Consider the following 26,771-nt stretch of genomic DNA (forward strand, 5'->3'; position numbering starts at 1 on the left):
CCTCCGCGCGTTGATCGCGGCAGATCTGTACACGGGCCACCGGGCCTGGCAGCGCCCACCAACGCCGGATCTTGCTGTGGATACAGCTGCCTCCAGCCGGAGAACCGTGCGCCCAGCGCTCTGTCAACCACCGTCGCGCTGGCAGGCGGGCGATCCCGACCAGGAACGTGGTCGCGGGAGGCACTGCTGTCATGCCACGCCTCGGATCCGCATCAACACAGGTCAAGGGCCACCTCTACGCGTAAGTAGGCGTCCACCCATGCCTGCACTGCAGCTTCGCCGGGGTCTGAGCCAAGCGTCCCGGCGAAGCCGTTGAGGGCACGCGCCACCCGCCGCAGCCCAACCTTTGTCAGCTCGCGGGCTGCGCCGAGCAGGCGATCGGGGTACGTTGCCGGCAGGTGCAGCAGCCCCTGGTGAGCAACGGTCGTGAGTAGCGTCCGGCTTTCTTGCAGCGCGGCGACCAGCTGGCTGGGCTCGTCGCCGCCTCCGAACCCGAGGTGACTCGCCACCGAAGGCGCCAGGTCTGGTACGACCATCGCACCATCCACGGCGAGCGCCAGGGGATCGATCACCACTGCGCCGGCGGAGCGGTGCACGATCCCGCTGACGTATCGGACCCGGCCGTTCTTGCCGTTGAGGGCCGCCGCGACCGCGTCGAGTCGGCCGGGCGCGGCAACCGTGTGGGTGGCGGTAACCGTGGCGCGGGTGCCGTGCGCGTCCACGATGACGGCGTCGAGGCGCTGCTGACCGGGCGAGTAGTTGACGGTCAGGACGTCAGCGACCGTCACGACGCGTACCAGCTCGGCCTCGATGCGGGGCCGGACCATCCGCGGTGGCAGTGCGTCGAGTTCGACGCCGAGCGCACCGATGTCCCGCACGACGAGCGCCTTGGGTAGTGCGTCCCAATGCCCCTGCGACGGGTTGACTGTGGTCTGGGCGAGCCGGCTGGTGGCCAGCCGAACAGTGCGGCTCGCGCTGCGTACGGCGGACTCGGTCACCACGTTGCCCGTGGCCAGCGCATCGACGGTGGTGCCAGCGATGCGTCGGCGGGCCAGGGCGGCACCATCGGCCTCTCCCTCCCAGCTACGCCGTAGCACCAACACCGTGGCCGTCTCGGCGTGCGCATGGAAGATTTCCACCGTACGTTGCTGGCCCACCGCCGACACCCGGCAGCCGAGGGAGTCGAGCCGTACCTGGCGAAGGGGGGTTTCGGCTGCCTCGTCGGTGCCGAGCACCAGGGCCCGCAGACTGCCGCCGCCGTTGCAGACCGCTCGGTGACGGGCATGCAGCTCCAGGATCAGTCCGGCCAGCGTGTCGGGCCGGTACCGGGCACTGCGTTCCCGGTACGCCGTCAGGTGGTCGGCCAGGTCGCCGAGGGCAAGCAGCGGCCAGCGCAGCCCGACGGCGTCCAGAGCCTGTTGCTGCTCGGCGACCGCCGCCGCGATACCGGTTCCGACATGCACGGCGCCGTCGCGCAGCACCCGGTCGGCGAGCAGGAGCGTCGCCTCGATTCCTGAGCCGCTGCCGTCGTCGTTGGCCGGGCCGCCGACCTCGACCCGCACCTCGGCCAACCCGGGCGCGCGCTCGTCCGCGACCCGGAACGCCCACACCGCGAGTGCTAGCACGTCGTCGCGGGTGTCGGCGACGGCGTCGGTGTGTACGAAGCCGAGGTCGTGGGGGACGAGGAAGCGTACGGTGGCCGAGCCCAGCTCGACGGTGGGGACGGGATCGGTGGAGGTGGGACGGCGTACCCGGGCCAGGTATCCGGCGCGCTCCACCCGCCGGGCGGCGGCCATCAACCGGGCGCCGACGCGGCTGGTGAGCTGCTCGTCGGTGAACGAGCCCGGCGACCACGCGGCCGGGCCAGTGCCGGTGTTCGGTGGCGCGGCGGACGGAACGTCGATCGGGGAACGTGGCTGCGGGCCCGGGTCGGCGAGCAGGCCGGCAGCGGTGTGTTGCCGCTGGTAGGCGAGGATGAGTCCAACAAGGTGGCGGCAGATCGTGGTGGCGTCGCAGGAACAGGCGCCAGCGTCCAGACCGCCCCTTGGCAGGCTCGCTGCGGTGCCGTCGGGGAAGGTGCCGCGCACGGTGCCGTCGCCGTCCACGATGACGGCCGGCGCGGCCTGGTCGAGCTCCTTGGTGGCCCGCTTGACGAGTCCTCGGTTGGTCAGGGCGGCCAGCGAGTCGGGCGTCAGGGCCAGCAGGTCGCCGCGGCTGGTGGCGGAGGGTGCGCTCATCGGCCCACCTGCTCGGCGACGAACGTGGCAAGCTCGCCCGGTGTCATCGCGCCGACGGACGCGCCGACGTCGGCGAGGCGTTGCGCGGCCACGCGGTCGTACACCGGGTTGGCCTGTTCGTCGAGCGCGGCCAGCCCGAGCACCTTGGTGCCCTGCTCGACCAGGCCGCGGACGGTCCGCACGAGCCGCTCCTCCGATCCGCCCTCGTAGAAATCCGTGATCAGCGCGACGATGGACCGCCGGGGCTGCTCGATGAGCTGCGCGGCGTAGTCGACCGCGCGGCCGATATTGGTGCCACCACCGAGCTGGACCTTCATCAGCAGCTCGACCGGGTCGTCGACATCGCTGGTCAGGTCGACGATGTCAGTGTCGAACGCGACCAGGTGGGTGCGGACGCCGGGCAGTCCCCACAGGCAGGCGGCGGTGACCGCGGAGTGGATGACCGAGTCGGTCATCGACCCGGACTGGTCAACGAGCAGGATCACCTGCCACTGGTCGATGTGCTGGCGGATGCGCGAGAAGAAGTAGGGCGTCTCGATGAACAGCCGCTGGTCTTCGGGCCGGTAGTGGCCGAGGTTGTCTTTGATGGTGCGCCGGACGTCGAAGTTGCGTGCCTGCCGGAACCGGCTCGGCCGCCGGGCCCGTGCGCCGGTGAACGCCACCCGTACCTCGGTCGCCAGCTTGTCCATGAGTTGGCGGATGACCGCTTCGACGATGCGCCGGGCTAGCCGCAGGACCTGCGGGTTCATCAGGTGCTTCGTGCGCAGCACCGCTCTGAGCATGGATTGGTTGGGCTCCACGCGTTCCAGGACGGCGGGGTCGGTCACGATGTCGTGGATCTCGTACCGCTCCACCGCGTCGCGTTGCAGTCGTTCGATGGTGTCGCGGGGGAAGAGTCGGCTGATGTCGTCGAGCCAGTCGACTGTGGTCAGCGTCGCGGGACCGTCACCGCCGTACCGGCCGCCGGCGCGGCGTACGCCCCGGCGACCGAGTTCCTCGTCACGGCCGTACAGCCATTCGAGCGCGGCGTCGCGGGCCGCGGTCTCGGCCGCGAGCGGTCGGCGGCCAAGGGCGGCGTCGCCGGGCTCACCGAGCACGAGCCGCCACCGTTCCAGTTCGGGATCGGTCACGTGCCCATCAGTCCTTCCCTGGTGAGAAGCGCGTTGACCCGCTCGTCGAGGTCGCGGCCGGCCGCGACCACGTCGGGTGCGACGGGCAACCGCAGCAGCGTCCGGCCTGACCCGGCGACGCCGCGCCGGGCCAGCACGTGCCGGGCGATCGTCTCGCGTTCCCGGGGCGGGAAGTACGCGAACGCTTGACGCAGCGCCGGCAGGGCGATGAGGAACTCCTGCTCACCCATCCCGCTGAGCAACTCGTCGAGCAGGTCGAGGACGCCGTCGGCCGCGAGGACCTCCTCCCGGGCCAATGCGCACATCCCGGCGAGCCAGTCACCGACCGACGCCGGGGCGAACGCGCCACGCACGGCGCGAACGGGCTCGACCTGGGCACCCAGCGACCAGGCGAAGCCGAACGCCGCCCCGCGGAGGTCCGGCGGCACGTCCGCGTTGCTGGCGATCCGAGCTGCCACGGCCAGGGCCGCTTCGCGGTCGAGCCCGAGCGCGGACCGGGCGTGCACGAGGGCGTCGCGGACTGCCGCCAGCGCGTCGATCCGCGCCGGCTCGGCTGGCGCCGCCCCGCCGTAAACCCCCTCGGCGAGCCACAGGACGCGCTCTACACCGGCTTTGACGACCGCGCCCAGCGTTCCGGTGCGAACGGTGCCCAGCAGGTGGTCGTGGCGCCACAACGCGAGGACGACGGCCAGTACCCGGCCGACGGGTCCCATCTCGGGTGCGGCGGCGACGGCCCCGGTGACGTCGTGCAGCACCCGGTCGGAGACCTGGCCGCTGCCGCACAGGGCCGCGTCGAACAGGGCGGCGGCCAACTGGTCCATGTCGCCTCGGGCGGCGGCGATCCGATCCGCCAGCACTGCGGCCGCTGCCTCATCGAGCGTCCGGCCGTAGCCGCCGCCCTCGATGAGGGCCGGCAAGCGGTTGTCGTCGGCGCGTACGCTCCACTCCTCGTCGAGGATCGGGTCGATGCCGGTGGTGGGGCCGGTGTGCCGGGTGAAGCCGGGGATCCGCAGGATTCGCAGCCGGTGCAGGATCCGGCTGCGATCCAGGTCGGTCGGGTCGGTCAACGTCAGGCGTACGTCCCCGGGCCGGTCGAGCCCGTGCCCCTCCAGATCGGCCTCGGCGTTGTGTACCAGCGGCGGAAGTGGGGTCGACGGATGCAGCCGGCCGACGCGGTCGCCGCTGAGGGCGGCGACCATCTCGACTATCGCGGGATGGGTGCCCGTGCGCAGGGTGCCCCGGGTCGACCAGGGCAGGGGCACGTCGAGCGCCTCGTTGACCAGTGCGGCGGCCAGTCCGTCGAGGACATCGACCCGGGCGAGGTACCGGTGGCCGCGTACCCGGGCAAGCCCTTCCGCCGAGACTCGCGCCGCGATCAGGTCCGCCGTCGACACCGCCTGCCGCCGTTCCCGCAGCCGCCCGACCACCGCGGCCACCAACTGGTCCGCGGCGGACTCGGGCCCGGTGTCCCAGAGCCGCTGGTAGTAGTCCGGCGACGGCATCCCGGACTGGTAGCCGTCGAAGGCGTCGAGCCGACGGAACGAGTACGGCACCAGGTAGCTGCCGCCGGCCGCTGTGGCCGGGAGTCCCGGAGTCTGCGGCCAGGCGAGGCCGACCGGGGAGGGGGCGCTGTTGGTGGTGGCGCTGAGCTGGATAAGTGCCGGCCGGTGAAACCCGCCGGTGACGACCACGACCGGCCGGTCCCCGGCGTCGGCGACGGCCGCCCGCACCCACTGGGCCATGTAGGCCTCCCGCTCGGTGTCCTCCGGACCGACCGTCGACTCGCCGCGGACCAGGTCGAAGTAGACGGCGAGCCGTTCGGCGAGGCCGTCGGCCGGGGGGACCTCGAACAGGTGGTCCCACAGCGTGTCGACGTTGTCGGCCGCGAACGTGCGGCACAGCGACTCCATCACGTCGACGTACCGCTGCTCAGCGTCCGCGTAGCGGTTGCGCCGTCGGGCGAACGCGGGATGCCAGGCGGGCAGGTCGATGAAGCGCAGCTGGGCACCCACCTCGCGGCCCGTGGTCAGCGCGATCCACTCCGGGGAGTACGCGCAGAACGGCGCCCAGGAGGCATGCTGCCTTTCCGAGTCGCGATAGCTTGTGAAGACCGCGACGGGCAGCTCGTGGTCGAGTAGCAGTTCGTCGAGCCGGCCGTTCATGTCGACTGGTCCTTCGACCAGCACGTACGCCGGTCGTAGTTCCGAGATTGTCTCGGCAACGAGCCGGGCACAGGCCGGGCTGTGGTGGCGCACGCCGATGAAGGTGGCTCCCATCAGCCGGGCAGCTGGTGCCGGGCAGTGTGCAGTTCCTTCCACTGCCCGCCGGAGCGCCGACTGGCCTGCTGCTCGAGGTAGCGCCGCAGCCGGGCCAGGTCGTCCGGGTTGTCCTTGGCGGCCGTGCCGGCGAGGCACGATACGAGATCGGCGGCCGTGCCCGGTTCACCACGCAGGAACCAGCCGCGTAGCCCGACGGCGTGGGCGACCGACACCGCCTCAGCGGTGCTCATCACAGCCGACAGGCGCTCCATCGCGTCGCCGTGGGACGTCTGGCCGATGCGCAGCTCGCGGAAGGCGGTAACCAGCACCTCGAGCACGTCGCGCCGTGGTTCGACGGTCACCCCGGAGCGACGTAGCAGCTCGCCCGCCTCGGCGACGACCAGCGTCAGTTCGGTGTCGAAGTCGGCGATCGGGAAGACCGTCTCGAAGTTGAACCGCCGCTTGAGCGCAGAGCTCATCTCGTTGACACCGCGGTCGCGGGTATTAGCCGTGGCGATGATGTTGAAACCTTCCTGAGCGAAGACCATCGCGTCGTCGTCGGTCAGCTCCGGCAGCGCGAGCACCCGGTCGGACAGCGGCGACAGCAGGCAGTCCTGCACCTCCAGGGGACAGCGAGTGATCTCTTCGAACCGGACCACCTTGCCCTCTGCCATGCCTCGCAACAGCGGCGCCGGCACCAGGGACCGCCGGGACGGACCCTCGGCGACAAGGAGGGCATAGTTCCACGAGTACTTGATCTGGTCCTCGGTTGTCGCCGCGCCACCCTGGATGGTCACTGTGGAATCACCGCTGACCGCGGCGGCCAGCAGCTCCGACAGCAGCGACTTGGCAGTGCCCGGCTCGCCGACGAGCATGAGGCCGCGACTGGTGGCGAGGGTGACCAGGGCGCGGTCGATAAGCGACGGGTCGCCGACGAACTTGCGACGGATACCGGCCTGCTCGTCACCGAGAATGAACCGCCGTGCCGCCCGCAGGCTCAGCGCCCAGCCGGGCGGCCGCTCCGCGGTGTCCTCGGCGCGCAGCCGCGCCAACTCGTCGGCGTAGCGCACCTCGGCCGGCGGCCGCTGCACCCGGGGCGTCGCCCCGCCGTCGGCGCGCACCGCGCCGGCCGTTCGCCCGTTACCCACGCTCATGCGGTGATCTCCTCTAGGTCACGGATGATCTCGGAAGCGGTAACCAGGTCAAGGTCGCCGAACGACACCACCCGCTTGTTGTCCCAGTTACTGTCCTGGGCGCGCCGCACCCAGATCTCGGCTAGCTTCTGGTCAACGAACTCGTCGAGCAGGCCGACGACGATGCCCGGGTCGAGACCGATAACGACGGCGCCGCCGCCCGGCAGTTCGCGCTCGACACCGCCCTGGACACCGGCGTCCTCCGGCGACGTCCGGTGCCACCCGCGGCGCTCCAGGCCGAGGAGCTTGCCCACGTGCACGGTGATCCCCTCGAACCGAGTCAGCCGGTGCGCCGTCAGCTCCGTCTCGGTCAGCGTGTGTACGTCCCGGCCGAGCTGCGCGAACGGTTGCAGAATTTCGTAGTCGGCGAACACCTCGCCCCAGGCGGCCACGGTTTCGGCCAGGTGCACCGGGTGGGCGACGCCGACCACGGCGTCGTCGGGGAGCGACACCGGGTCGTCGTCGACATCGGCGAACGTCCGGTCTTCGGCCACTCGCAGGGCACCGACCAGCTCGCCCCGCTCGTCGTACCGCCCCCACACCAACCGCCGTACCAGGTGCCACACCAGTGGGTGTCCCACGAAGAGCTGACGGAACTCGGCACCCGTCCACCGTCGCTGCGTCACCATCGCCTGCTCCAACCGGCGGATCTGCTCGCTGGCGAGCGTACGGACGTCCTTCTTCAGCCCGGCGAACCGCTGGTAGGCAGCGGGCGCGAGGGTAGGGTCATCCTTGACGCCGGGCTTCGGCAGATCCTTACGCCGCTTGCCGTCAGCGTCCCGCACGTACGGTTTGAGGCGCTCGTCGAGGCCCACCACGAACTGCCGCGGGCCGTAGTCGAGGGTGAGGCTGCCGGTCGCGTCGAGCCCCAGGTCCGGTACGAGCCGGTCGGCGAGCTGATCCGACTCCAGCCCCAATCCTGCCGCGACCTCGCGCATCTTGGCGTTGGCGCGCTCCTTGAGGCCCTTGAACTTCACCTTCTGCGCGATGCCGTGCAGATGCATCAGTGCCACGTCGGTGCCGATCGCGGCGAGCACGTCGAGGCCGGCGACCGCCCGCGTGTGACCGCCCTCGCCGGGCCAGGCCCGGATCACCGGCGCGAGCCGACGCACGGTCTCGTCGTCGCCGACGAGCCCGAGCGCGTCGAGGACCCAACCCGCCTTCGACGAGGTACCCGCGGCCTGCCAGTTCTGGAACAGCGCCCAGGCGAAGTCGGCGAGGCTGCGCGGCTCGCAGGTGTCCTTGACGACCGCGACACCAGCGTACGGATCACCGGAGCGCGACATCGCGAGCATGGTGACGACGTGGCCGGCGGCCGGCAGCGGCAGGGCACCCGATCCGTCGCGCAGCTGGATGCGTGGCAGCAGGCCTGGGTCAGCCCAGTCCGGCAGCTTCGGGATCCTTGCGGGCAGTGCGTCGAGCGGGTCAACGGCCAGCAGCTCGTCGATCGCCTCGGCCGCCTCTGGTCCATACCCTCTTGCGGCCGCACGGACGTCGTCGGCGTGTCCGCTACCAGCGAAAGCCCACAGTGCCCGCTCGGCCTGGCGCCGTTCGGCTCCGGGCCGGCCCAGCGCCGGGGGGACCAGCGCCCGGGCGGCCACGGCGGTGTGCCGGGTCAACCAGGTCTGGACCGTCGCACGGGTCGACTTGAGCCGGCCAAGCCAGTCGACCATCAAGACCGCGACCTCCGGGGCCGCGTACGGCAGCAGCATTTCGGCCATCGTCACCGGGCTGCGCCGGGCGGCGTCGAGGGCGGTGGGTAGGGCGTCGAGTTCGAAACGGCCCACCACGATGCGCATCCACGACCCGCCGTCCCACAGGTCCTGCGGGCGCCAGTCGCCGATCAGCGGGCGGGCGATCTCATCGGGCGCGCGAACAAAGAAGTCAACCGCCTCCCACCAGGTCGCCCGGCCGTCGCGCACCCGCGCCGCCACCGACTCCCAGCTGTCGTCGCGATTGGACCGGCGCCGGTGGTAGCTCCTGTCGTCGCGCCACGCGTCGTGCTCGCCACCACCCCACACCATCGTCGGCTCGTCCCGGCACACCAGGCCGTCAACGACGATCGGTCGGCGGGCCGGCCGCCCGACGATCCAGGGCGGACGGACGAGCAGATTGGGAAGGGCATCCGCAGATGCTTCGGTGACCGCGACCGTCGCCGTCAGGATGGCGCGAATCCGCCCGGCCGTGTCGTCGGGCAGCGTCGGTAGCATCCGCTCGGCCACCTCGGGGTTGGCGAGCACGTGCGCCCGCAGCAGGTCGCCCACACCGCGCCGCCCGCTTCCTGCGAGCAGCCGAAGCCCACGGACGGGAAACCGTCCGGCGGCGTCCAGCAACGCAGCTGGCACGTACTTCTGGTCGCACCGGTCAAGCAGCAGTCGGAACGCCTCGTCGCCCGGCACCACGGCCAACGCCGCGAGCAGCCTGCGCTTCACGTCGGCCTCGGCGTACGCGTTGTCGAACCAGCTGGCGAGCGTGGGCGCCGCAGCCGGGCCGGCACCGGCCACGAACGAGTACAGCAGCGCCGTCGACCGCAGGACAGAGCGGTCGCGGGCGTGGTTAACAGCCTGGGCGACATGCGTTGGGGAGGTCACCACGGTCAGGAGGATCGTCGCCAGAACCTGGTTGCCGGCGGCCGAGACGGCCGCGACGGTCTCGTCGTGCCAGTCGGTCTCGGTGGGCGCGAGAAACACCGTCGCCACCCGCTGGTGCAGAGTGCCTTCCTGGAACGGGCCGAGGGCAGCCACGGAGGCGGCATACCGGTCGTCTGGTGCGACGGCGAGCGCAGCTCGGACCCGCCCGGCGATCGTCAGCCCGGACTCGTGCGCCCACCACGACCGAATCTCGTCCGGCTGTAGGTGGCGAACCGGGATGCCTCCTGGCTGGTGGTAGCCGCCGTGGTTCCAGCCCAGCGACAGCAGCTCGACCGCCGCCGCCACGGCGAAGGGAAGGCCGTAGTCGGCCAGCCATAGGTCGGCGAGCCCTCGCGGTTCGTCCCGCTCACGCCAGGTGGATCCGTTTACCATGGCGGCGGCGACCGCAGCCGCCCCCAGGGGGGACGGGCTTCCAGCCAGCTGTTGGAGGCCGGCCGCGGCCACCTCCGGCTCGGTCTGGGTGTGCCGGAGAGTCTGCTCGATGTGCCCGGAGAGTTTGTCGAGCAGCGCCACCGCCGTGGCCCGGGCGGCCAGGTCGGGCTTGCGCGCCGCCGTACCGGCAGCACCTCGACGGGGAAAGAGGTTACGGTGCCACGACGGCGGCACGACGAAGGCGTCCTCGTCAACGGCAGGCGCCGCAGCGGCAGTGACCCCCGCCGCGACCAGCTCACCCTCCTGGTTGGCTCCGACGACCGTCGGCGCCGACACGACCGGGGTGGCGGCTGACGGTTGCCGTGGCGCGTTCCTCGATTCGAGGTACCCCTTACGCAGCTTCTCCGCGATCAGCTTGTCGACGTAGACGGCGGCCGCGTCCGCGGTGGTCAGGGTCTTGGTGGTCGTCTGGCCGGTCGTGCCGACTCGGCCGTACCGGACGACCACCTCACGGCCGTCGCAGATGACCTCCCAGAACTTCGCGGACCCACCGCCTACGAATTCCAAGCTACGGGTGCTGCCCACTCACGAACCTCCTGCTCAGACGATACGGTTGCTGCCGGGCCGCGCGACGTGTGACAGTGTGCACCAGCCGCCGGCACGGCCGGGCAACGCCACCGGCGCGAACGCATCTTCTGGCGGGGCAGCGACGGAACCATAGCGGTGGCGACCGACAGAATCCCCAGCGGGACAGCCGCACGGCTCCTCGATGAGGTCGTAGACGGCAGGGGTGGGCGGACAGTCGAACAACCGCGCACCGAAGACCGTGCCGGGGGTGGCAGACTGCGTCGCGAAGCTGCGGTGGCGTGCTCGGGCAAGACATCCAGGGCGCTGACGGCAAGGTCAGGGTCGAGGTCGACAGCAAATGTCCGACACGCATAGGCTGAATAGTCAACCGCCACGTCCTGACCGAGGACGATCCCGGAGTGTTCACCCTCGCGCCGAAACGGACCTAATACTCCAGACCGCCCTGTGAGTGGCCTGCGGAGCGCACGCACATCAGGGCGGCCTCCAGTAGTCCCAGGTGCCGCGAGGGCGCGTGTCGCGAGGAGCGTGTCGTCACGGAGCACTATGCATCGAGCATCGGGCTGGGTTGATCCCGTACGTGTTGCGGATCAGGCTGGATGTCGCCGCCATCGCCGACCGTGGACGGGTCGGTAACGGGCGTCGGACGCCGTACTGTTTCGCTGGTCGATTCTTGACTGTTTCTTGCCCTTCTCCAGACGTGCCTTCACCTTGCGCTGCCATTGTGAGGCCTGCCGAAGCGACGCACCTCCCACTCACCGTGTCCGGCGGTGCGTCGCGTCACCACCTTTGTGGAATCACCGAGTGAGGAAGACGTCTGTTGCTCTACACCAGGAGAAGCACCGCTCCGTCAACCGGCGATGAGGGGGCAAACGGTGCCACCTCCTCGACCCTGCCCGCGGTGGGACGAGACCGCTACCTTGACTTCCTGCGGTCCGTCGCCATCGTTCGCGTGGTGGTGCTACACACCGCCGGGGCACCCTGGATGACGCTGGCCTTCCCATCCATGGGCATCATGTTCACGCTTGGTGGAGCAATGATGGCTGCGTCCCTCGACCGCCGGAAGGGAATCACGACCGTCATCCGGGGCAGAATGCGTCGGCTACTACCCCCGCTGTGGATGGTAGCGGCGGTCGCCCTGCCGTTGATGTGGTGGGAGGCACACGGGTTGGAGGAGCCGTTCCGCCCAACATGGCAGCATCTCTTCTGGCTCCTGCCGGTGGGTGACCCGCCCGCGGGCGAATCCGAGCTGGGTGGCAGTTTCACCGGCGTGCTGTGGTACCTGCGCGCGTACCTGTGGTTCGTGCTGCTCTCACCCCTGCTGCTGCGCATCTTCCGCCTGAGTCCCTGGGCGGTGCTGGCTGTGGCGGTGTGCGGGGTGGTCGCCCTCGACCTGTCAGCCGTCGGGGGTGAGGGGGTCCTGAGCCCTATGCTGACCGGCTCGGAAGGGCTGTTGAGTAGCTTCGTCGTCTACCTGGCCTGCTGGCTTCTGGGTTTCGCCTACCACGACGGTCTGCTGTCCCGCATGCGCGGCTGGGCCACCATGCTCCTGGCCGCCGGGCTGACAGCCGTAGGCCTCTGGTGGACCTACCGGGCCGAGCAAGAAATCGAATTCGGCTCTCTCAGTCTCTATGACAGCCTGGTGTTGAATACGCTGCTGTCACTCGCATTCGCCTTGGTGTTGTTGCGCTTCCGACCGGGTGCCGGGCTGATCGACCGGGTCGCCCCGCTCCGTGTGCTGACCGAACGGATGAACGCCCGGGCGGTGACCATCTATCTCTGGCACTACCCATTGCTGCCTCTGGCGCTGTGGCTGAGTGAGGACGGCGTGTTCGCGGGATGGCCCATGCCGGAGGTGGTGGCCCTGGTCTGCGTGGAGTTCTCGCTGGTCCTGGTCGCGGCGTGCGTGTTCGGTTGGGTCGAGGACCTCGCTGCCCGCAGACGTCCTTCGCTGCTGGGTGGGGGCAGGAAGCGGTCCCCGGCGCATGGGTGAGGGCGCAGACCGACGACCGGTGGGGGCCCGTGGCGATGGCTTGGTCAGGGCCGAGGTTGGGCGGGTGAGCGGCGGGTGATCTATTCAGCGCTCCGGCAGCTCGAAACCGATCGTGGCACCCCCACCGTCGCGGTTGTGTGCGAACACCGTCCCGTCGTGAGCTGTCACCACATCTCGGACGATCGCCAGGCCCAGCCCCGAGCCTCGCATGCTCTGGGCCTCGGGAGCCCGGTAAAACCGGTCGAAGAGCCGCCCTTCGGGTAGGTCTGGCACCCCGGGACCGCGGTCTCTCACCTCGACCCGGCCCCGGTGGATCACGATCTCCACCGGGGCCCCGGAGGAGTCGAACTTGGTGGCGTTCTCGACAAGGTTGGAAAGGGCTCGTTCCAGCGCCTGTGGCCGGCCGGTGACGACGGTACCGTCGGCCTGTGTCGTGATCTCTCGGCTGGAGCGGGTACGAAAGCGCTGGGCAACCCTTCCCGCGATCTCCGCGAGCTCAACGGGCTCGGCTGCCTCCAGTTCTCGGGTGTCGGTCGCAAGCTCTACCAACTCGTTGATCAACTTGATCAACTCCCTGGACTCCATCGTGAGGTCGGTCAACAGTGGACCACGAGCGGACAGTGGCAGTTCGTCGAACCGGTGCAGCAGAGCGATGTTGGTCCGCATGCTGGTCAATGGCGTGCGTAGCTCATGGCCTGCCTCCTGCACCAGTCGTTGCTGGGCGTCCCTGGACCGGGCGAGCTGACCGAGCATCCTGTCGAAAGCCGTACCGAGGCGGCCGACCTCGTCCCGCCCGCCCGCCGGCACGGGAAGATCCAGCCGTCCGGTGACGGTTACCTCCTCCGCCACCCTGGTCAGTCGAACAAGGCCGCGGGTCACCCGATTCGTCACGAACCAGCCACACACCCCGGCTGCCAGCGAGATCGCGACGCCAACCGCCGTGATTCTGGTCCTGAGGCTTGTGAGTAGCGAGTCCACCTCGCTGAGCTGCTGTGCCACCTGGATAGCTCCGCGCCCTCCGCCGAGCGCGACCGTGACGATTCGTACCCGGGTGTGATCCAGCTGCGCTTCGCTGCTCTGGGTGTGCCCCGGCTCCTCGGCCGCGGCCACCGCCCGGTCCGTGTTCGACACCGGAAGCGGCTGGGGATAACCCTCGTCAACGACCTGCCCTCCAGCCCCGAGGATTTGGCCGATGAGCGTGTCGGATCCAGCAAGGACGTCACCGAGATCAACGTCGAAGTCGTCGTCTAGCTCGGCCAGGTCCTCCGGCGTCAGGTCACCGGCGTCGATCGTCAGTTCCGCCACGGCCTCCGCCGCCCGGTCGAAGTCGTCGTCGGTCTCCTGCCAGATCAACGCGGACGCCAGACCATAGCTCAGCGCGCCGACACCGACGGCGACCAGCGCCGCGACCGTGGCGAACAGCAGGGAGAAGGTCAGCCGCAGACTGGGTCGAGCCATATCACGCAGAGTCATGATTCGCGGAGCGTGTACCCGATTCCCCGGACCGTGTGAATGATCTCGGGCGCGCCCGGACGAGCCAGCTTACGCCGCAGGTAGCCGATAAACACGCTCAGGTTCTTCGAACCAGTGCCGAAGTCGTAGCCCCAGATGCGGTCGTGAATCGTGGTGCGGTCCAGCACCACCCCGCAGTTGCGTATCAGCAGCTCAAGCAGGTCGAACTCCGTCCGCGACAGGATGATCTCCGCACCATCCCGCCATACTCGGCGCGCTGCCAGGTCGAGTCGAACACCGGCTGCTGCCAGTTCCTCGCCGGCAGGGCTGTCTGGGCTGATGCTCGGACCCGCCCGCCGCAGCAGGGCGCGCAGCCTGGCCAGGAGCTCCTCCGGCTCGAAGGGCTTGACGAGGTAGTCGTCCGCGCCGGCGTCGAGCCCCGTAACACGGTTGGAGACCTGGGTTCGTGCGGTGAGCACGAGGATCGGGGTCCAGTCGCCCTGCGCCCGCAGAACTCGGCAGACCGTGAGGCCGTCAAGGCCAGGCATCATCACGTCCAGGACGATCAGGTCCGGGTTGTCCCGACGGACCGCGGCAATCGCCTCAAGGCCGTCACCCGTGGCGACGACGTGGTAACCCTCGAGCAGTAGGGACTGCTCAACGGCGCGACGGATGGCGGGATCGTCCTCCGCGAGGAGGATGGTGGGCGCGGACACCATCGGACTGTGCCACATCTCGTCCGACCGGAGCCACCTCACCTGGCCTTCCCGCGCTCCGCCAGACCGTTCGATCGTCGACACTGCGCCAATCACGCCACTGAACAACCTGCGCGTCGATCAGGTCGCTCCGGGTCGGCAACACCTCCGGCCCCGTCGGTCCGGTCGGCGCTCGGATACCCGAGGTGTCGCTGTCGGGCTCGGCTACGGAGCCGCAGGCGCTGACGGCCACCACCGCCAGCAACCCGGCAGCCAGTGGAAGCGGTGGCCGCATTCTCATCAGTTCAACCCACCAGTCAGCGTTGTCGGTGGCAGTCCCCCAGCAAGCCCACATGACGTTGCCGCCGTCATGGTTGCCCGGATATCCAATGATCGACGTTTCGAACTCGGTGCCACCGTTGTAGACCAGGCCGTGCCCACCGATGGTGTTGACGACTGTCGTGTTGAAGGCGTTGCACGCCGACACGAAGACGAGGTTCTGCAGCCAGGTGCCGCCCTGCCCGCCATGGACACGGTGACCGGCCGTGATCAGCACCCGCTTGGACGAGGCGCTGATCGCTGACGCCGAGCACCACGAGCCACTTTCGTAGCCACCGTTGAACAGCTTGCCATTGGTGATCGAGAAGATCGTCACCGGCGACGGAGCGTAAGTCATGCTCTGTGAGATCTGGGCGGCCACCGGCTTCGCTGCTTTCATCCGTTCCGGCGTCCCGTACGCCAGCACCTCGGGTCTCCGCCGGCACGCTCGAACGACGTCATCTGGGTGGGCGTTGCGACGCCCGACAGCAGCCGCCCTCTCCGAGATCGATAGGTGACGGAACGGCAGCCGTCGATCAATTGATCATGAACTCGCGGGCGGCACGCTCGGCCAGCATCTGGCCGAAGACGCCATCGACGATCCCGCAGGTGCGGCACACGAAGTGCCGGTCCAGGCGGCCGGTGCGGCAATGCGCGCACGTGCCGAAGTCGCGAGGGTCGTGGTACGACAGCAGCGCCTCGACCAGGGCGCGGGCCACCGGCAGCCGCAGCGGCAACTCGTCAACCGCCCCGCCCGCTCCCACCGACAGCGTGCCGACCAGTGGGGCGTCGGAATCGAACTGATCGAGACGCTCGACGAACTCACGGAGCGTGCGCAGGACATCATCGGACGGCGACGACATAACCACCAGCTTACAAGGCCGAAGCGGGGTTGCCGTCGACGGTGTAAGCGGTGTCCTTGTCGCTGATCATGCACAACAAACATGATCTCCTCTTGTTGGGCACGCCGGGTTGTTGGACGGGTTTTCTGGACGGGCGTGACGGGATTGCGGACTGTCTACTTATCCTGTTCAGGTAGCGAACGATTCCTGAACAAGATCAGAAGCCCTATTCGTGAGCAGTCCCCAGTGCCGAGTGCGTGAGGTTGCCGAGGATCGACAGCGCGACGACGCTTCCCACTCGCGGCAACGGGTAGGCTGAACAGCGTCAGGCTCCCTCTGTATACACTGTAGAGGAAGCCTGACGCCTGCTGGTGGATCAGATTACGGCCGGCGCGGAAATCGAGGGGCACGGCCGAACAACCCACGGCGCATCACGCCCCAATACGGACCCGATCCAGCTTTAACCCCAAGATCATCTTTAGCGCCAATTTCCGAACAGATCTTCCTCGACCTCGGGGTTGGTTGCCCTGGATTACACGTGCGGGTCTGGCACCCGCCGATCCTGGATGGTCGGCGGGGGGCCAGACCCGGTGCCGTCGCTAGGCGTTGAAGGCGTGGCCGCCGGTTGTTCAGCCGACCAGGAGGTAGGAGTTGGCGAAGCCGCTGGGGTTGCAGACGTTGAGCTGTCGCCGAACGGAGGAGTACGAGAAGCCGGGTGGGACGGTGCAGGCCCAGATTCCGGCCTGGGGCACCCGCAGGTAGTAGGAGTTGGCGAAGCCGCTGGGGTTGCAGACGTTGAGCTGTCGCCGAACGGAGGAGTACGTGTATCCAGATGGCACGGTGCAGGCCCAGAGCCTGTCGCTGGGCGCAACGACATAGTAGGAGTTGGCGAAGCCGCTGGGGTTGCAGACGTTGAGCTGTCGCCGTACGGAGGAGTACGTGTATCCGGACGGCACCGAGCAGGCCCAGAAACCACTCGCCTGCGTGGTGGTTGCCTCGGTGGATTGATCAGCGCCGTAGGCGGTCACAGGTGCGACGGCCAGGCCAGCGACCATGAGGACAGCAGCGGCGATCAGGCGGGATATCGTCTGACGAGTGCGGCGCATGGAACCTCCAGGTGCTACAGGGGTTGGACTCATCCCCCGAAGCCTAAAAATGCTTTGTTAGCACGTAATGAATAAATAAGACTCGATCAAATGATCAAGGCTACCGCCGTCTTGGTAAGAAACAACCCGCCAGTTCCTCACGTGGCTGATCTGAGGTTTGATCCCGTTCCCCCTGGCCAGGGCGCGGGGTCTGATGATCTACGACCCCGACCCCGACCCCGACCCGATGGCCGAGCCCCGGCCAGGGCATCCCTCCCGCGGCCTCGACCGCTAAACCCGGGGACCCCGAACTCGCCGAGCCCATGCGGGAGTGTGGATCTAAACGCCTGGCAGGTCAGGCCGGAAACACCGTGAGATCCACACTCCCTCGCCTTTGACCGTTGATCGGGTAATGCGTCGGTTCTGAGGTTGGATCAGGCACGCTGTCTCCCAGTGCTCGTGTGGGAGGTGGTGGCCGGTGGGTAGAAGGCCGGAAGTGTTCGTCCGGCAGGTGTCGATGGCCGAGGGCCAGCGGTTGCAGCAGATCACTCGGACGGCGAAGGATCCGGTGAAGCTGCGGCGGGCGACCGTGCGCCGTGTCCTGCACGAACGTGGCGTGTCATGGCAGGCCACCAAGACCTGGAAAGCCAGCACCGACCCCGACTTCACCCACCACGATGCGCCGGATCCTGGACCTCTACGACCACCCGCCGCCGGGCGGGCGTGTGCTGTGCGTAGACGAGTTCGGGCCGCTGAATCTGCAACCTCGCCCCGGCCGGGCCTGGCGACCCCAGGCACACCCCGTGCGACTACGCGCTACCTACCACCGCGACCACGGCGTACGACACATGATCGCCGCCCTCGACCTGGCCACCGGAAGGCTGCACTACCGCATCCGTGACCGTCAACGCTGGCGCGAGTTCCTGTCCTTCCTGAAGACCCTACGCGCCCGCTGGCCCGACCAGAAGCTGTACCTGATCAGCGACAACTTCTCCCCACACAAACACCCCGAGGTCCGCGCCTGGTGCGCCGCTAACCACGTCGAGCTGGTGTTCCTACCGACGTACGCGTCCTGGCTGAACTGGATGGAAGCCGAGTTCACCGCCGTGCGCTACTTCGCCCTCAACGGCACCGACCACCGTACCCACACCGAGCAGGACACCGCGATCGGCGACTACATCCGCTGGCGCAACCAACGCGCCCAACCGAAGACCGATTTCGCGACCAACTCCAAGACCCACCACCCGGATTACCCGTTCAAGGCTGCATGACGAGGCACTAGCGTCGGGTCGCTTTGCTGATCTTGTTGTGGAGGGCGCGCCGGGCGATCGGGCCGAGGTCGTCGACGATCTCGATGAGCACGGCGAGTTGGTCCAGCGCTTCGATGGCGCGCTCGGCTGAGGGCCGGTCAACGCCGTCGTACAGCTCCAGGCCGATGAAGGCGGCCGACACCGCGCGGGCGAGCCCGGGAACGTCGGCGATCTCGGCGAACGGTGACCCGGCCAGCAGCCGGCGCAGGACCAGCTCGATCTCGTCCACCCACAACTGCAGGGACTCGGCGGTGGGGGCGGCGAGGCGCTCGTCGGCCTGTGCGCCGGCGAGCATCTGGGCCAGCACGGACACGTTGCCCAGCTCGCGTTCCTTCGCGTGCAGGCCGCGCCCGACGTCGAGCAGTTCGCGCAGCGACCCGACCTGGCGCAGCCGGGCCGACCAGTGGGCGACCCGCTCGGCCGTGCCGGTCCGGCACGCGGCTGCCAGCAGCTCGTCGAGCGTCCCGAAGTGGTAGAAGACCAACGCCTGGTTCACTCCGGCGGCAGTGGCGATGGTGCGGGCCGAGACGCCGGCGATGCCATGCTGGCGGATCGCGGCGAGGGTGCCGTCGAGCAGGCGTCGCTTGGTGTCGGACATCGCTCTCCTCCCGCCGGGTGTGGCGGTGCGATCATCGCATCCGTCACCAGTTGCGCCAGCCAGGTCATGCCGGGCAGCCGCAGGGTCCAGCCCACCCAGGCCCAGCCGAGGTTGAGGTGTTCGAGAGCACGGGCGACGGCGGCCACCCCCCGTTCCGAGTGGCCGTCGTCGCCCATGTACCCGGCCCGCAGCTGCCCCTCCTTGGCGGGCGCGATCGTCAGGCTCACTGGGTCCCGCCGCGCCAGGAACCGCCAGACCGCCGCGCACGGCCCGCACCCGGCATCGAGCCGCAACACCGCGGGCGCGCCCGAGGCGTACGGCCGCCAGCGCGGACACCAGTCGCGTACCGCCCGTCGCCAGTCCCGCCAGGCGTCCTCGTGCCGGCGGGCCAGGTCGTGCTCCTCGTGCGACCGGGCCACGGCCGCGCTGAAGGCCACGGCGAGGGCGGTCGCGGCCAGCAGCGCGATGCTGCGGGTGACCGCCGCGGTCAGTAGGAGCAGGGCAGCCGCGCCGACCTGCATCGGGTTCGCCAGGTACGCGTAGGGCCCGGTGCTGACGAGCCGGGCCGGCGGATCCCACGGGTACGGTGTACCGCCGCCCCGTCCGGCGAACTCGCGTACCGCGATGAGCGCCGGGGTGGCCACCAGCAGCGCGACCTGGGCCAGGACCAGGAGGGCGGCCCGGGACAGCCCGGTCAGCGGGGACCACGAGCCGCCACCCAGCTCGAAGGCGACACCGGGCACGAGCCACAGCAGCAGCGTGGCGAAGACGACGACCTGGAGCAGCACCCGGGCCCGCAGGTGCCGGCCGTCGGCGCTCCACCGGCCGAGCAGCTGCGCGGGGAGAGCCACGGCGAGCAGCCCCACCACCTCGCCCACCAGCCAGTGCGGCCCGAGCAGGACGAGCGGGTGCAGCGCCGGCATCGCCACCACGTCGAGCCAGAGCAGCAGGCCCAGCGCAAGGGGCAGGGGCAGGAACCGGCGTAGCAGCACCGGCAGCGCGCCCCAGAGCGCCGCCCAACCCAGCCACAGGTCGACCGGTATCCCCCGGTAGGCCCCGTGCACCGGCGCGAACGCGTACCAGCCCGTCCGGCGGGCCGACTCGTTCAGCGCGGCGACGCCCAGGGCGGCGGCCACGGCGGCGAGCAGGGCGGCGGCCCGCGCCCGCCGGTCGCGCTCCAGCCGGGCCGCGGCCAGCACCGCCAGCAGGGGCACCCCCAGGGCGAGCCAGCGGGCGGCGGTCACGGCAGGACGAGCATGTCGAGCAGGTGCCCCACACCCTCGTGGAGCAGGCCGTCCTGGAGCGGCCCGAAGTACCAGGAGGGATCGAGACCGCGCTCATACGCCACCTGGATGCGCACCTCGGTACGTTCCCGGTCCACCGCCTGCCAGGTCACCTCCGCGTGCCGGAAGGTGACCCACCGACCAGTGATGGCGGTGTCCTCGACGAACCGGAAGTCGACCCGGCCCGGCTCGGTGCCGATGACCTCGGTGAGCAGATGCCCGCCCGGCCCGTGCGAGCTGTCGTGGTAGGCGAACATCCAACGGTCCCCGGTGGCGAGGCCGTCGCCGGTGACCCGGGTCGGCACGGGTACGCCGAGCAGGCGCAGCGGCACCGACCGGACCGGCACCGGGCGAGGGCCGGTCGCCAGCCGCTCGCCGACCGTGTGGGTCGGGAGGGTGACCACCCGGACCACCTCAACCGACTGCTCCGGGGTAATCCGTGGGGCGAGCCCGGTGCCCTCGAGCCCGGGTACGAGCAGCAGGGGCACGGCGACCAGCGAGTACGCCCGGGTGGTGCCGCGGCGGGCCAGCCTGATCAGGGCGGTGGTGCCGTGGGCCATGGCGTACACCAGCGGCGCGGACAGGATGACGCAGATGGCGCCTTCGTGCAGCGCCACCGAGGCCAGCAGCAGCGCGATCGTGGTGGCGGCGAAGACCCGGCCGTGGGTGGTGCGGCCCGGGGTCAGGGCGAGGGCGGCGGCCAGCAGCACCGGCAGTCCGACGAAGAGCAGGGCGCTGTCGGCGCACCCCTGGGCCACGGTGACGGCGTAGACGACGATCCCGAAGGCCGCGATGAGGCCGGCGAGCGTCCAGTTGGCCCAGGTGCGCCTCGGCTCCGGCTCACTGGTCATGCTTCCTCCCAGGTTTAAGCGACCGCTCAAACAAAGGGTAGGATGATTTGAGCATCTGCTCAAGGGGTGACCCGGTCGAACCCCGGCTCGTCATCCCGAACGGCGACACCGCCCGGCGGGCGATTCGATAACTGTCGATTTCGATGCCCCGGCCTGCGGATGGCTCAGCCTCGCGAAAAGCCGCTCGTCGAGGTCGAACCCACCCATCTCCCTCGCCGTGGAACAGCGCACCGGAATGACCATGGACCGTGTACGGCAGATCGCCGAACACGCCCTCCACGACACAGCCGGCCGGGATCCTGGAGCGGGCCGACTCCAGGCTCGGCGACCGTGGCGGCGCTCGACCCCGACAGGGACCTGAGCTCAGACCTCGCGTATCGCTTGCTGATCAACGATCCCGTGACGCTCTACTGGCGTCCGACTCTGCTGGGCCAGGCCACATTTCCGACTGCTACGGGCACAACCTGGACGCCCTCCGCGACTGCATGCGCGAGGTCATCGACGGCGAGTACGGCTGGACCACCAACCGCACGAGGTGGTGATCGTGTTCCACGGCTACGACCGATGTGGCCCGCTCCTGTCCGGGGGCGGCGCAGGTGGTTCTCGACGTCATCGCGCGGTTGTCGCTGAAGTCAGGTCCAGGCATGATCGAGGGCCAGGGCCAGTCGCCTAATCCACTGCTCGGCGGTTCCCGTGATGCTGGGGCACTCGTCGGTGAAGTTGGTCCAGTCGACCTGCCAGGACAGAACGGTTTCGGCCGTGAAGTTACCGGCTTCGGCGCCGAGTTCGGGTCGCATGAGCTGGCGGACGAGGGCTCGGTCGACAGTGGTGTGTTCGGCCAGCAGGACAGCGTCGTAGAGGTCTTTGCCTTGCGGGTACATGTCGGTGGCCAGCCACAGCAGCTTCCATGCCAGCGCAAGCGAGGCGGGCGCGGCCAGTACCGGCACGTCGACGTCGGGCAGGATCAGCACCTCTGGTGGGAGGGGGAGCTTTTCACCGAAGACAACATCGATCTGTACGTGGCCGTCCGGCGCCTCCGATGTGCCGAACGGGATGACGAGGCGGCGTCCGTCAGCCCGTTCATACGTCCAGATGGCGGACTCGGTGATCCGGTCTGGTTGCAGGCCGGCACCGGACGCGGACCCCACGGCGGCCCTGATGTCATCCAGCAGCGCGCGGGCGTCGGCGCTGTCGCTGGTGATGGTGTGCGGTGTGACAACGAAGTCGAGGTCGCCCGGCTCGCGAGCGTCGTCGCCGACCCAGGCCGCCATGGTGACGCTGCCGCGCAGGACCAACTGCTGGCTCCAGGTCGTCGCGGCGATGGTCGTCAAGACGTGATTCATGGCGGCGCGTCGGGCATTGGTCCACAACTGCACGGTGGCCGCCACGAGGAAGTCGGGTTCGCCGGCGCGGTAGGCGTTCGGGTACTGCTTGAGGGCGGGGTCGAACGCCGCCCGCTGGCGAACGGTCGGGCTGGCGGGCACTGGCTGGTAGGTCGGCGGGTAGTCCGGCGAGCCGGCCGGTGCGGACCTCATCCTGTTCTCCCGCTCCACCTGCCAGCCGCTCACGCGTGAGGTGGCCGAGTCCAGCCAGCCCTGGTCGTGGCGAAGGTCGCTGTCGAAAACGACGTACTCTTGCTCCACCGTGACGGGCTCGTGGCCCGCAGCACCGAGGGTCTCGACGAGCTCGTCCAGCCGCTGCCTGGCCGTAGCGAGCCCGACACCGTGGCAACGCTGGTTGACGAACCGTTCCCGCGTGCCGTCCGCCAACTCCCGGCGGGCGTTGCGTGACAGCCGCGCCCCATGCGGGTCGACAAGGTCGGTGAGAGCCACCAGATCCGCTACCGCCGTGCCAGGTAGCAGCAGTTTGACGTGATGCTCGAAGTACCGGCCACCGGGCTCGTCCGCCGCCTGCTCATCCGACTGCGGTACGCCGACGCACCACGGCGCTGCCTCGATCTTTGAACGGCACGACTGGATGCCTGCCTTGCGCAGATCGTGTTGCCAATGATGCACCGCGGCGTGTTGGTCGGCCAGGGTGCCTCGCCCGGTCAGGGTAAGCATCGGTTGAGAGACGTACGCGCCATGGTCGAGCACAATGTGGACAAACTTCACACCACGCGCGGCTGCGAACGCCGACAGCTTCTCGGCGTGATGAGCGTAAGCCGTGATGTGGATCTCGAAGTCCCCCGACACCTCAAGCATCGGCGGAGTCTATGGCACGGCTATCAGGCTGGGAAACGCGATTCCCGCACCGCCTGGCGTGGCTTTGTCGGACTTCTACAGGTCGTCGATTGACAGGTGCTCGCTCGGCGCACCTCCACCGTCCTGGCACAGGCACGCCAGCCACCGCAGGGCCGCAATTCGGAGCGCGGACGTAAGGGCATCGCGGGGGCGTGGCGGTGAGATCCTGGGCGGCATCACAGACCTCGACGCCAAGCGAATCTCTGTCGGTGCCTGCGGGAGGCGCGCGAGGCGCTGTTCGGAAAGCTCGACGGGCTGTCGGAGCACGACCTACGGCGCCCCCTCGTGCCGACTGGGACGAACCCGCTCGGGCTGGTCAACCACATGACCTCGGTTACCGCCTTCGGCGAGGTGTTCGACCGACCCTCCATCGGCCTGTGGCGCCGAGTCTGGGCACACGCGGGCTACTGGGCCGCAAAGCCTGGGTCGCTGCCTACCGCAACCCGATCACCTAACCGCACGTCAGGAGTCCGCGGTGGAGACACTGCTACATCTCGGCGATGATCGCCGCCGTCGAGGTGCTCCGCCGCCCCGTACGAGGCACGCTGAGCACCAGTCGCAAACTGGCGCGGCTCGCCGACGACCTGCTCGGTAAGCCCGTCCGCCCCGGCCTACCCAACGGCCGACCCGGACTCATGGCCCGGGTGGGCCAATCGAGCGGCGGCTGGACGCGCTGGAGGAGCTACGCCCCAGCGGTGGTCGGTCGATCAAAGACCAGGTGGACCGAACCGAGCGGGCCACCGGCGCCGACAACCCCAGGAAGGGGTGACCGTGTGGGAACGGCGGAGGGGTCCCGCCCTTACCGACAAGCAGCAGGAGCGGGACCCCTCAGGATCCGATGTGTTCACAATGCTATCCGGCGCAACCAGGTACGTCGCCGGAGCAGTTGTCCGGTCGGTTCTTGATCACGACCGTGCCGGTCGCGACGTTCAACTCGACTATTCCGTTGGGCTCGTTGAAGATACCCCCACCTTCTACGACGGCCGTGTTCTTGACCACCTCGGTAGCAAAGAGGGTAGCCGTTGAGGTGGATTCGTTATTTATGCCACCACCCTGGTCACCTGCCTGGTTGCCGATAATCTTTGTGTGTCGCAAAACCAGATTGCCGGCACTGTAGATACCACCACCGTCGGCATTGGCGGTGTTGTGCTTAACCAGACTGTCCTCGATGACAACGGAGACTTCTAGATTTGACCGCAGTCCACCACCATCGCTCTCGCTGGCGGTGTTACCGGCAAGAGCGCCGCGCCGGAGTGTGAATTGCCCACCTTCTACGAAGATACCGCCAGAGTCGGCGGCAGCATTGTACGTGATACGGGTATCCGTGACAATTCCGACGCCACTTTCTACAAGAAGACCACCGGCAAGACTTTGAGCATGATTGGCAGCAATAGCGCTGCGCTCGATCCGGACTACTCCTTCCGCACTACTTACTCCACCCCCACGGTCCGCGGTATTAGTAGACATATGGGACTTGCTGATTTCGAGTGCGGCGGTGCTGGCGATACCTCCGCCGGAAGAACCAGCAGTGTTCTTATCTACTGTGGAGTTATCAATTCGGGTGGTGCCGTTGTTGGAGATGCCACCGCCGTCAGCGCTGGCGATGTTGCGGGTGATGGCGCCGTGTCTGACAGTCAGTTCTCCGCCAGTGTTGACAAGGATTCCCCCACCGTTATCGGTGGTCTGGCCACCGGTGATCTTCAGGTGGTTGAGGTTGAGCCGGCCGCCAGTGTCGACGGTGATGATCCGGAATGGGTCGACGGCGGCCGCGCGGGTGATGGTGGAGTTCTTCCCGTTGAGGGTGATCGGGGTGGTGATCGCCGGCAGACCAGCACCCTCGATGTCGACGGTGAGCAGGTAGGTGCAGTCCTTGGCGAGGTCGAGCACGGCTCCGCCGCGGGCGTTGGCGAGGGTGATCGCGGCGATCAGGGCGTCCGCCTCACAGGGGACGGGTACACCCTTCGGCTTCTTCCCCTCCTCCTTGTCACCCCTGTTCTTGTCTTTGTCGTCGAGTTTGCCGTCATCGTGTTGGCGGCGGTCATCGTCCGCGGACGGCCGATCTCCGGCGGTGGTGGGGGTACGTGCGACAGCGTCAGCGGCCGGGCCGGCGGCGACGCCCGCGGCGGTCAGGGCCAGGCCGGTCATCCCGGCCAGCCCGACAGTCCACCATCGGGATCTGGCGCGGCCCGCGCCGGGCCGCTCGGGTACGTGATCGTGGAGCGGATGGTTCATGCGGTCTCGGTGTCCTTCCCCGTCAGCGGCGAGACCCACCCGGGCCAGGCCCGGAGTAGTGGCCCTCGGCTACCAGGCAGGCGGTAGCAACCACCCCCGACGCTAAACCGACACCAACCCCATACGGACATGAACACGAATGCAACCCTCAAATGAGACACCGGCGCTACAACCTAAACGCCACCACACCCCGAAGGGAACCTGCGGGTGCCGAAAAACTTCATCCACCCTGGTCGCAGTCATCCTGATCGCGGCATGTGTGGCCGGACCCGGGCTGGTTTCAACGACCGGACCTCGACGATGCTCTCTGCACAGCGCTTGGCAAAGATGATCGGTTGTGTTGCTGCGGCTGGCCTACCTCGGTGTGACCAACGCTCTGGCTCCGCTGCGGGTGTTGCCGATGAGCGACCGCGACAAGGACGCCGAGATCCTCGCCCTACGTCACCAGATCATGGTGCTCGAACGGCAACTACACGGCGACCAGGTCCGGTTCACCCCCGCGGACCGGGCCTGGCTGGCCGCTCTGCTGCACCCACTACCCCGCAGCGTGCTGCACCACCTGCGGCTGCTGGTACGCCCGGAGACCGTGCTGCGCTGACACCGAGACCTGATTGACCGCCGACATCCCCGACACTCCCGACCTCTTCGGCCGGGACGGCCACCGACGATCCGACCGATCCGCACGCTCGTGCTACGCCTGACTCGGGACAACACCGGCTGGGGATACCGGCGCATCCACGGTGAACTGCTCGTCCTCGGGGTGAAAGACGCTGCCTCCACCGTCTGGCAGATCCTCAAAGACGCCGACGTCGATCCGGCACCGGACCGCGCGCACAGCACCTCGGCGACGTTCCTACGCTCCCAGGCTCAGGCGCTCGTCGCCGCGGACTCCTTCGAGACTGTGACGCTGACCGGTACCCGCCCTGTACGTCCTGGCCCTGATCGAACACGCCACCCACCGCGTCCGGATCCTCGGCGCCACCACGCACCCGACCGCCGCCTGGGTGACCCAGACCACCCGCAACCTGGTGATGGACCTCGAAGACGCCGGCTGCCAGGTCCAGTACCTGACCCGCGATCGCGACGGCACGTACCCGGCCCTGTTCGACACCATCCTGGCCGACGCCGGTATCGAGGTCACGCTCACCGGCGTCCGCATGCCCCGCATGAACTCGATCATGAAACGCTGGATCCAAACCTACCGCCACGAACTCCTCGACCGGACCCTAATCCTCAACCAGTCCCACCTGATGCACGCCCAACGCGAGTACGAACACCACCACAACGAACACCGAGGGCACCGAGGCATCGCCAACGCCCGACCACGGGCACCGCTACCCGCCCCGATCACCGACCGCAACCGACTCGCTCAACTGAACATCCACCGACGTGACCGACTCAGCGGAATCCTCCACGAATACGACCATGCCGCTTGACCAGCAC

20 protein-coding genes and 1 pseudogene are annotated in these 26,771 nt (G+C 68.8%); 6 read left to right on the forward strand and 15 right to left on the reverse strand.

What is annotated here, in order from left to right; genetic code table 11:
- Positions 1-212: 212 nt before the first annotated feature.
- From STROP_RS14435 to STROP_RS14455, 5 genes are read right to left on the reverse strand one after another with little or no spacing between them, the layout of a single operon-like run.
- Positions 213-2,237 (reverse strand): hypothetical protein, encoded by a 2,025-nt coding sequence (locus STROP_RS14435; RefSeq protein ID WP_012014098.1) that lies wholly within the window; start codon positions 2,235-2,237, stop codon positions 213-215.
- Complete coding sequence (locus STROP_RS14440) at positions 2,234-3,367, reverse strand: VWA domain-containing protein (RefSeq protein WP_012014099.1); 1,134 nt, start codon at positions 3,365-3,367, stop codon at positions 2,234-2,236. Before STROP_RS14440 ends, STROP_RS14435 begins: the two co-directional genes overlap by 4 nt.
- Positions 3,364-5,643, reverse strand: coding sequence for a DUF5682 family protein (locus tag STROP_RS14445; RefSeq protein WP_012014100.1), 2,280 nt, complete (start codon positions 5,641-5,643; stop codon positions 3,364-3,366). Before STROP_RS14445 ends, STROP_RS14440 begins: the two co-directional genes overlap by 4 nt.
- Positions 5,643-6,779: an ATP-binding protein gene (locus STROP_RS14450; RefSeq protein WP_012014101.1), complete on the reverse strand. Its 1,137-nt coding sequence runs from the start codon at positions 6,777-6,779 to the stop codon at positions 5,643-5,645. Before STROP_RS14450 ends, STROP_RS14445 begins: the two co-directional genes overlap by 1 nt.
- Complete coding sequence (locus STROP_RS14455; RefSeq protein WP_012014102.1) at positions 6,776-10,426, reverse strand: DUF4132 domain-containing protein; 3,651 nt, start codon at positions 10,424-10,426, stop codon at positions 6,776-6,778. Before STROP_RS14455 ends, STROP_RS14450 begins: the two co-directional genes overlap by 4 nt.
- A gap of 820 nt (positions 10,427-11,246) precedes the next feature.
- Between STROP_RS14455 and STROP_RS14460 the strand changes: the two genes are divergently transcribed.
- Complete coding sequence (locus STROP_RS14460) at positions 11,247-12,419, forward strand: acyltransferase family protein (protein WP_012014103.1); 1,173 nt, start codon at positions 11,247-11,249, stop codon at positions 12,417-12,419.
- 84 nt (positions 12,420-12,503) lie between these two features.
- Here the strand turns inward: STROP_RS14460 and STROP_RS14465 are convergent, their stop codons facing one another.
- The 5 genes from STROP_RS14465 to STROP_RS14485 all read right to left on the reverse strand — a co-directional run bounded on the left by STROP_RS14465 (position 12,504) and on the right by STROP_RS14485 (position 16,832).
- Positions 12,504-13,877 (reverse strand): HAMP domain-containing histidine kinase, encoded by a 1,374-nt coding sequence (locus STROP_RS14465; protein ID WP_026275928.1) that lies wholly within the window; start codon positions 13,875-13,877, stop codon positions 12,504-12,506.
- Between the two features lie 11 nt (positions 13,878-13,888).
- Positions 13,889-14,605, reverse strand: a complete 717-nt coding sequence (locus tag STROP_RS14470; RefSeq protein WP_028568258.1) for a response regulator transcription factor — start codon at positions 14,603-14,605, stop codon at positions 13,889-13,891.
- Entirely contained in the window at positions 14,529-15,221 is a 693-nt protein-coding gene (locus tag STROP_RS14475; RefSeq protein ID WP_238380233.1) for a hypothetical protein, read from the reverse strand. Before STROP_RS14475 ends, STROP_RS14470 begins: the two co-directional genes overlap by 77 nt.
- Positions 15,222-15,420: 199 nt before the next feature.
- On the reverse strand, positions 15,421-15,747 hold the full coding sequence (locus STROP_RS14480) for a hypothetical protein (protein WP_012014107.1): 327 nt from the start codon (positions 15,745-15,747) through the stop codon (positions 15,421-15,423).
- Positions 15,748-16,355: 608 nt separating this feature from the next.
- Positions 16,356-16,832, reverse strand: a complete 477-nt coding sequence (locus tag STROP_RS14485) for a hypothetical protein (RefSeq protein WP_026275930.1) — start codon at positions 16,830-16,832, stop codon at positions 16,356-16,358.
- 656 nt (positions 16,833-17,488) lie between these two features.
- Between STROP_RS14485 and STROP_RS25205 the strand changes: the two genes are divergently transcribed.
- Positions 17,489-18,082, forward strand: coding sequence for an IS630 family transposase (locus STROP_RS25205; protein ID WP_012014110.1), 594 nt, complete (start codon positions 17,489-17,491; stop codon positions 18,080-18,082).
- Between the two features lie 7 nt (positions 18,083-18,089).
- Here STROP_RS25205 and STROP_RS14495 read toward each other — a convergent pair whose 3' ends face one another.
- The 4 genes from STROP_RS14495 to STROP_RS14515 all read right to left on the reverse strand — a co-directional run bounded on the left by STROP_RS14495 (position 18,090) and on the right by STROP_RS14515 (position 23,057).
- Positions 18,090-18,719 carry a TetR/AcrR family transcriptional regulator gene (locus STROP_RS14495; RefSeq protein WP_018831053.1) on the reverse strand — a complete coding sequence of 210 codons (630 nt, stop codon included), beginning with the start codon at positions 18,717-18,719 and terminating at the stop codon, positions 18,090-18,092.
- The gene (locus tag STROP_RS14500; protein ID WP_043535397.1) at positions 18,614-19,963 is read right to left on the reverse strand and encodes a methyltransferase; all 1,350 of its coding nucleotides are present in this window, start codon (positions 19,961-19,963) and stop codon (positions 18,614-18,616) included. Before STROP_RS14500 ends, STROP_RS14495 begins: the two co-directional genes overlap by 106 nt.
- Positions 19,960-20,853, reverse strand: a complete 894-nt coding sequence (locus tag STROP_RS14505) for a hypothetical protein (RefSeq protein ID WP_012014112.1) — start codon at positions 20,851-20,853, stop codon at positions 19,960-19,962. Before STROP_RS14505 ends, STROP_RS14500 begins: the two co-directional genes overlap by 4 nt.
- A gap of 632 nt (positions 20,854-21,485) precedes the next feature.
- The gene (locus STROP_RS14515) at positions 21,486-23,057 is read right to left on the reverse strand and encodes a nucleotidyl transferase AbiEii/AbiGii toxin family protein (RefSeq protein WP_012014114.1); all 1,572 of its coding nucleotides are present in this window, start codon (positions 23,055-23,057) and stop codon (positions 21,486-21,488) included.
- Between the two features lie 294 nt (positions 23,058-23,351).
- Here STROP_RS14515 and STROP_RS26195 point away from each other — a divergent pair, with 294 nt between their 5' ends.
- Complete coding sequence (locus STROP_RS26195; RefSeq protein ID WP_337998645.1) at positions 23,352-23,600, forward strand: DinB family protein; 249 nt, start codon at positions 23,352-23,354, stop codon at positions 23,598-23,600.
- A pseudogene (locus STROP_RS25765) lies at positions 23,597-23,865 on the forward strand (hypothetical protein). Before STROP_RS26195 ends, STROP_RS25765 begins: the two are co-directional and overlap by 4 nt.
- Positions 23,866-23,948: 83 nt before the next feature.
- On the opposite strand, the gene STROP_RS14520 reads toward STROP_RS25765, so the two are convergent.
- A complete protein-coding gene (locus STROP_RS14520; protein ID WP_012014115.1) occupies positions 23,949-25,328 on the reverse strand; it encodes an autotransporter outer membrane beta-barrel domain-containing protein in 1,380 nt (459 codons plus the stop codon).
- Between the two features lie 337 nt (positions 25,329-25,665).
- On the opposite strand from STROP_RS14520, the gene STROP_RS25400 reads away from it, so the two are divergent.
- Positions 25,666-25,926: a hypothetical protein gene (locus STROP_RS25400; protein ID WP_012013537.1), complete on the forward strand. Its 261-nt coding sequence runs from the start codon at positions 25,666-25,668 to the stop codon at positions 25,924-25,926.
- Between the two features lie 406 nt (positions 25,927-26,332).
- Positions 26,333-26,764 (forward strand): integrase core domain-containing protein, encoded by a 432-nt coding sequence (locus STROP_RS25405; protein WP_012014116.1) that lies wholly within the window; start codon positions 26,333-26,335, stop codon positions 26,762-26,764.
- Positions 26,765-26,771: the final 7 nt, after the last annotated feature.

The organism is Salinispora tropica CNB-440 (genome assembly GCF_000016425.1).
In the GTDB taxonomy this organism is placed as follows: Bacteria; Actinomycetota; Actinomycetes; order Mycobacteriales; family Micromonosporaceae; genus Micromonospora; species Micromonospora tropica.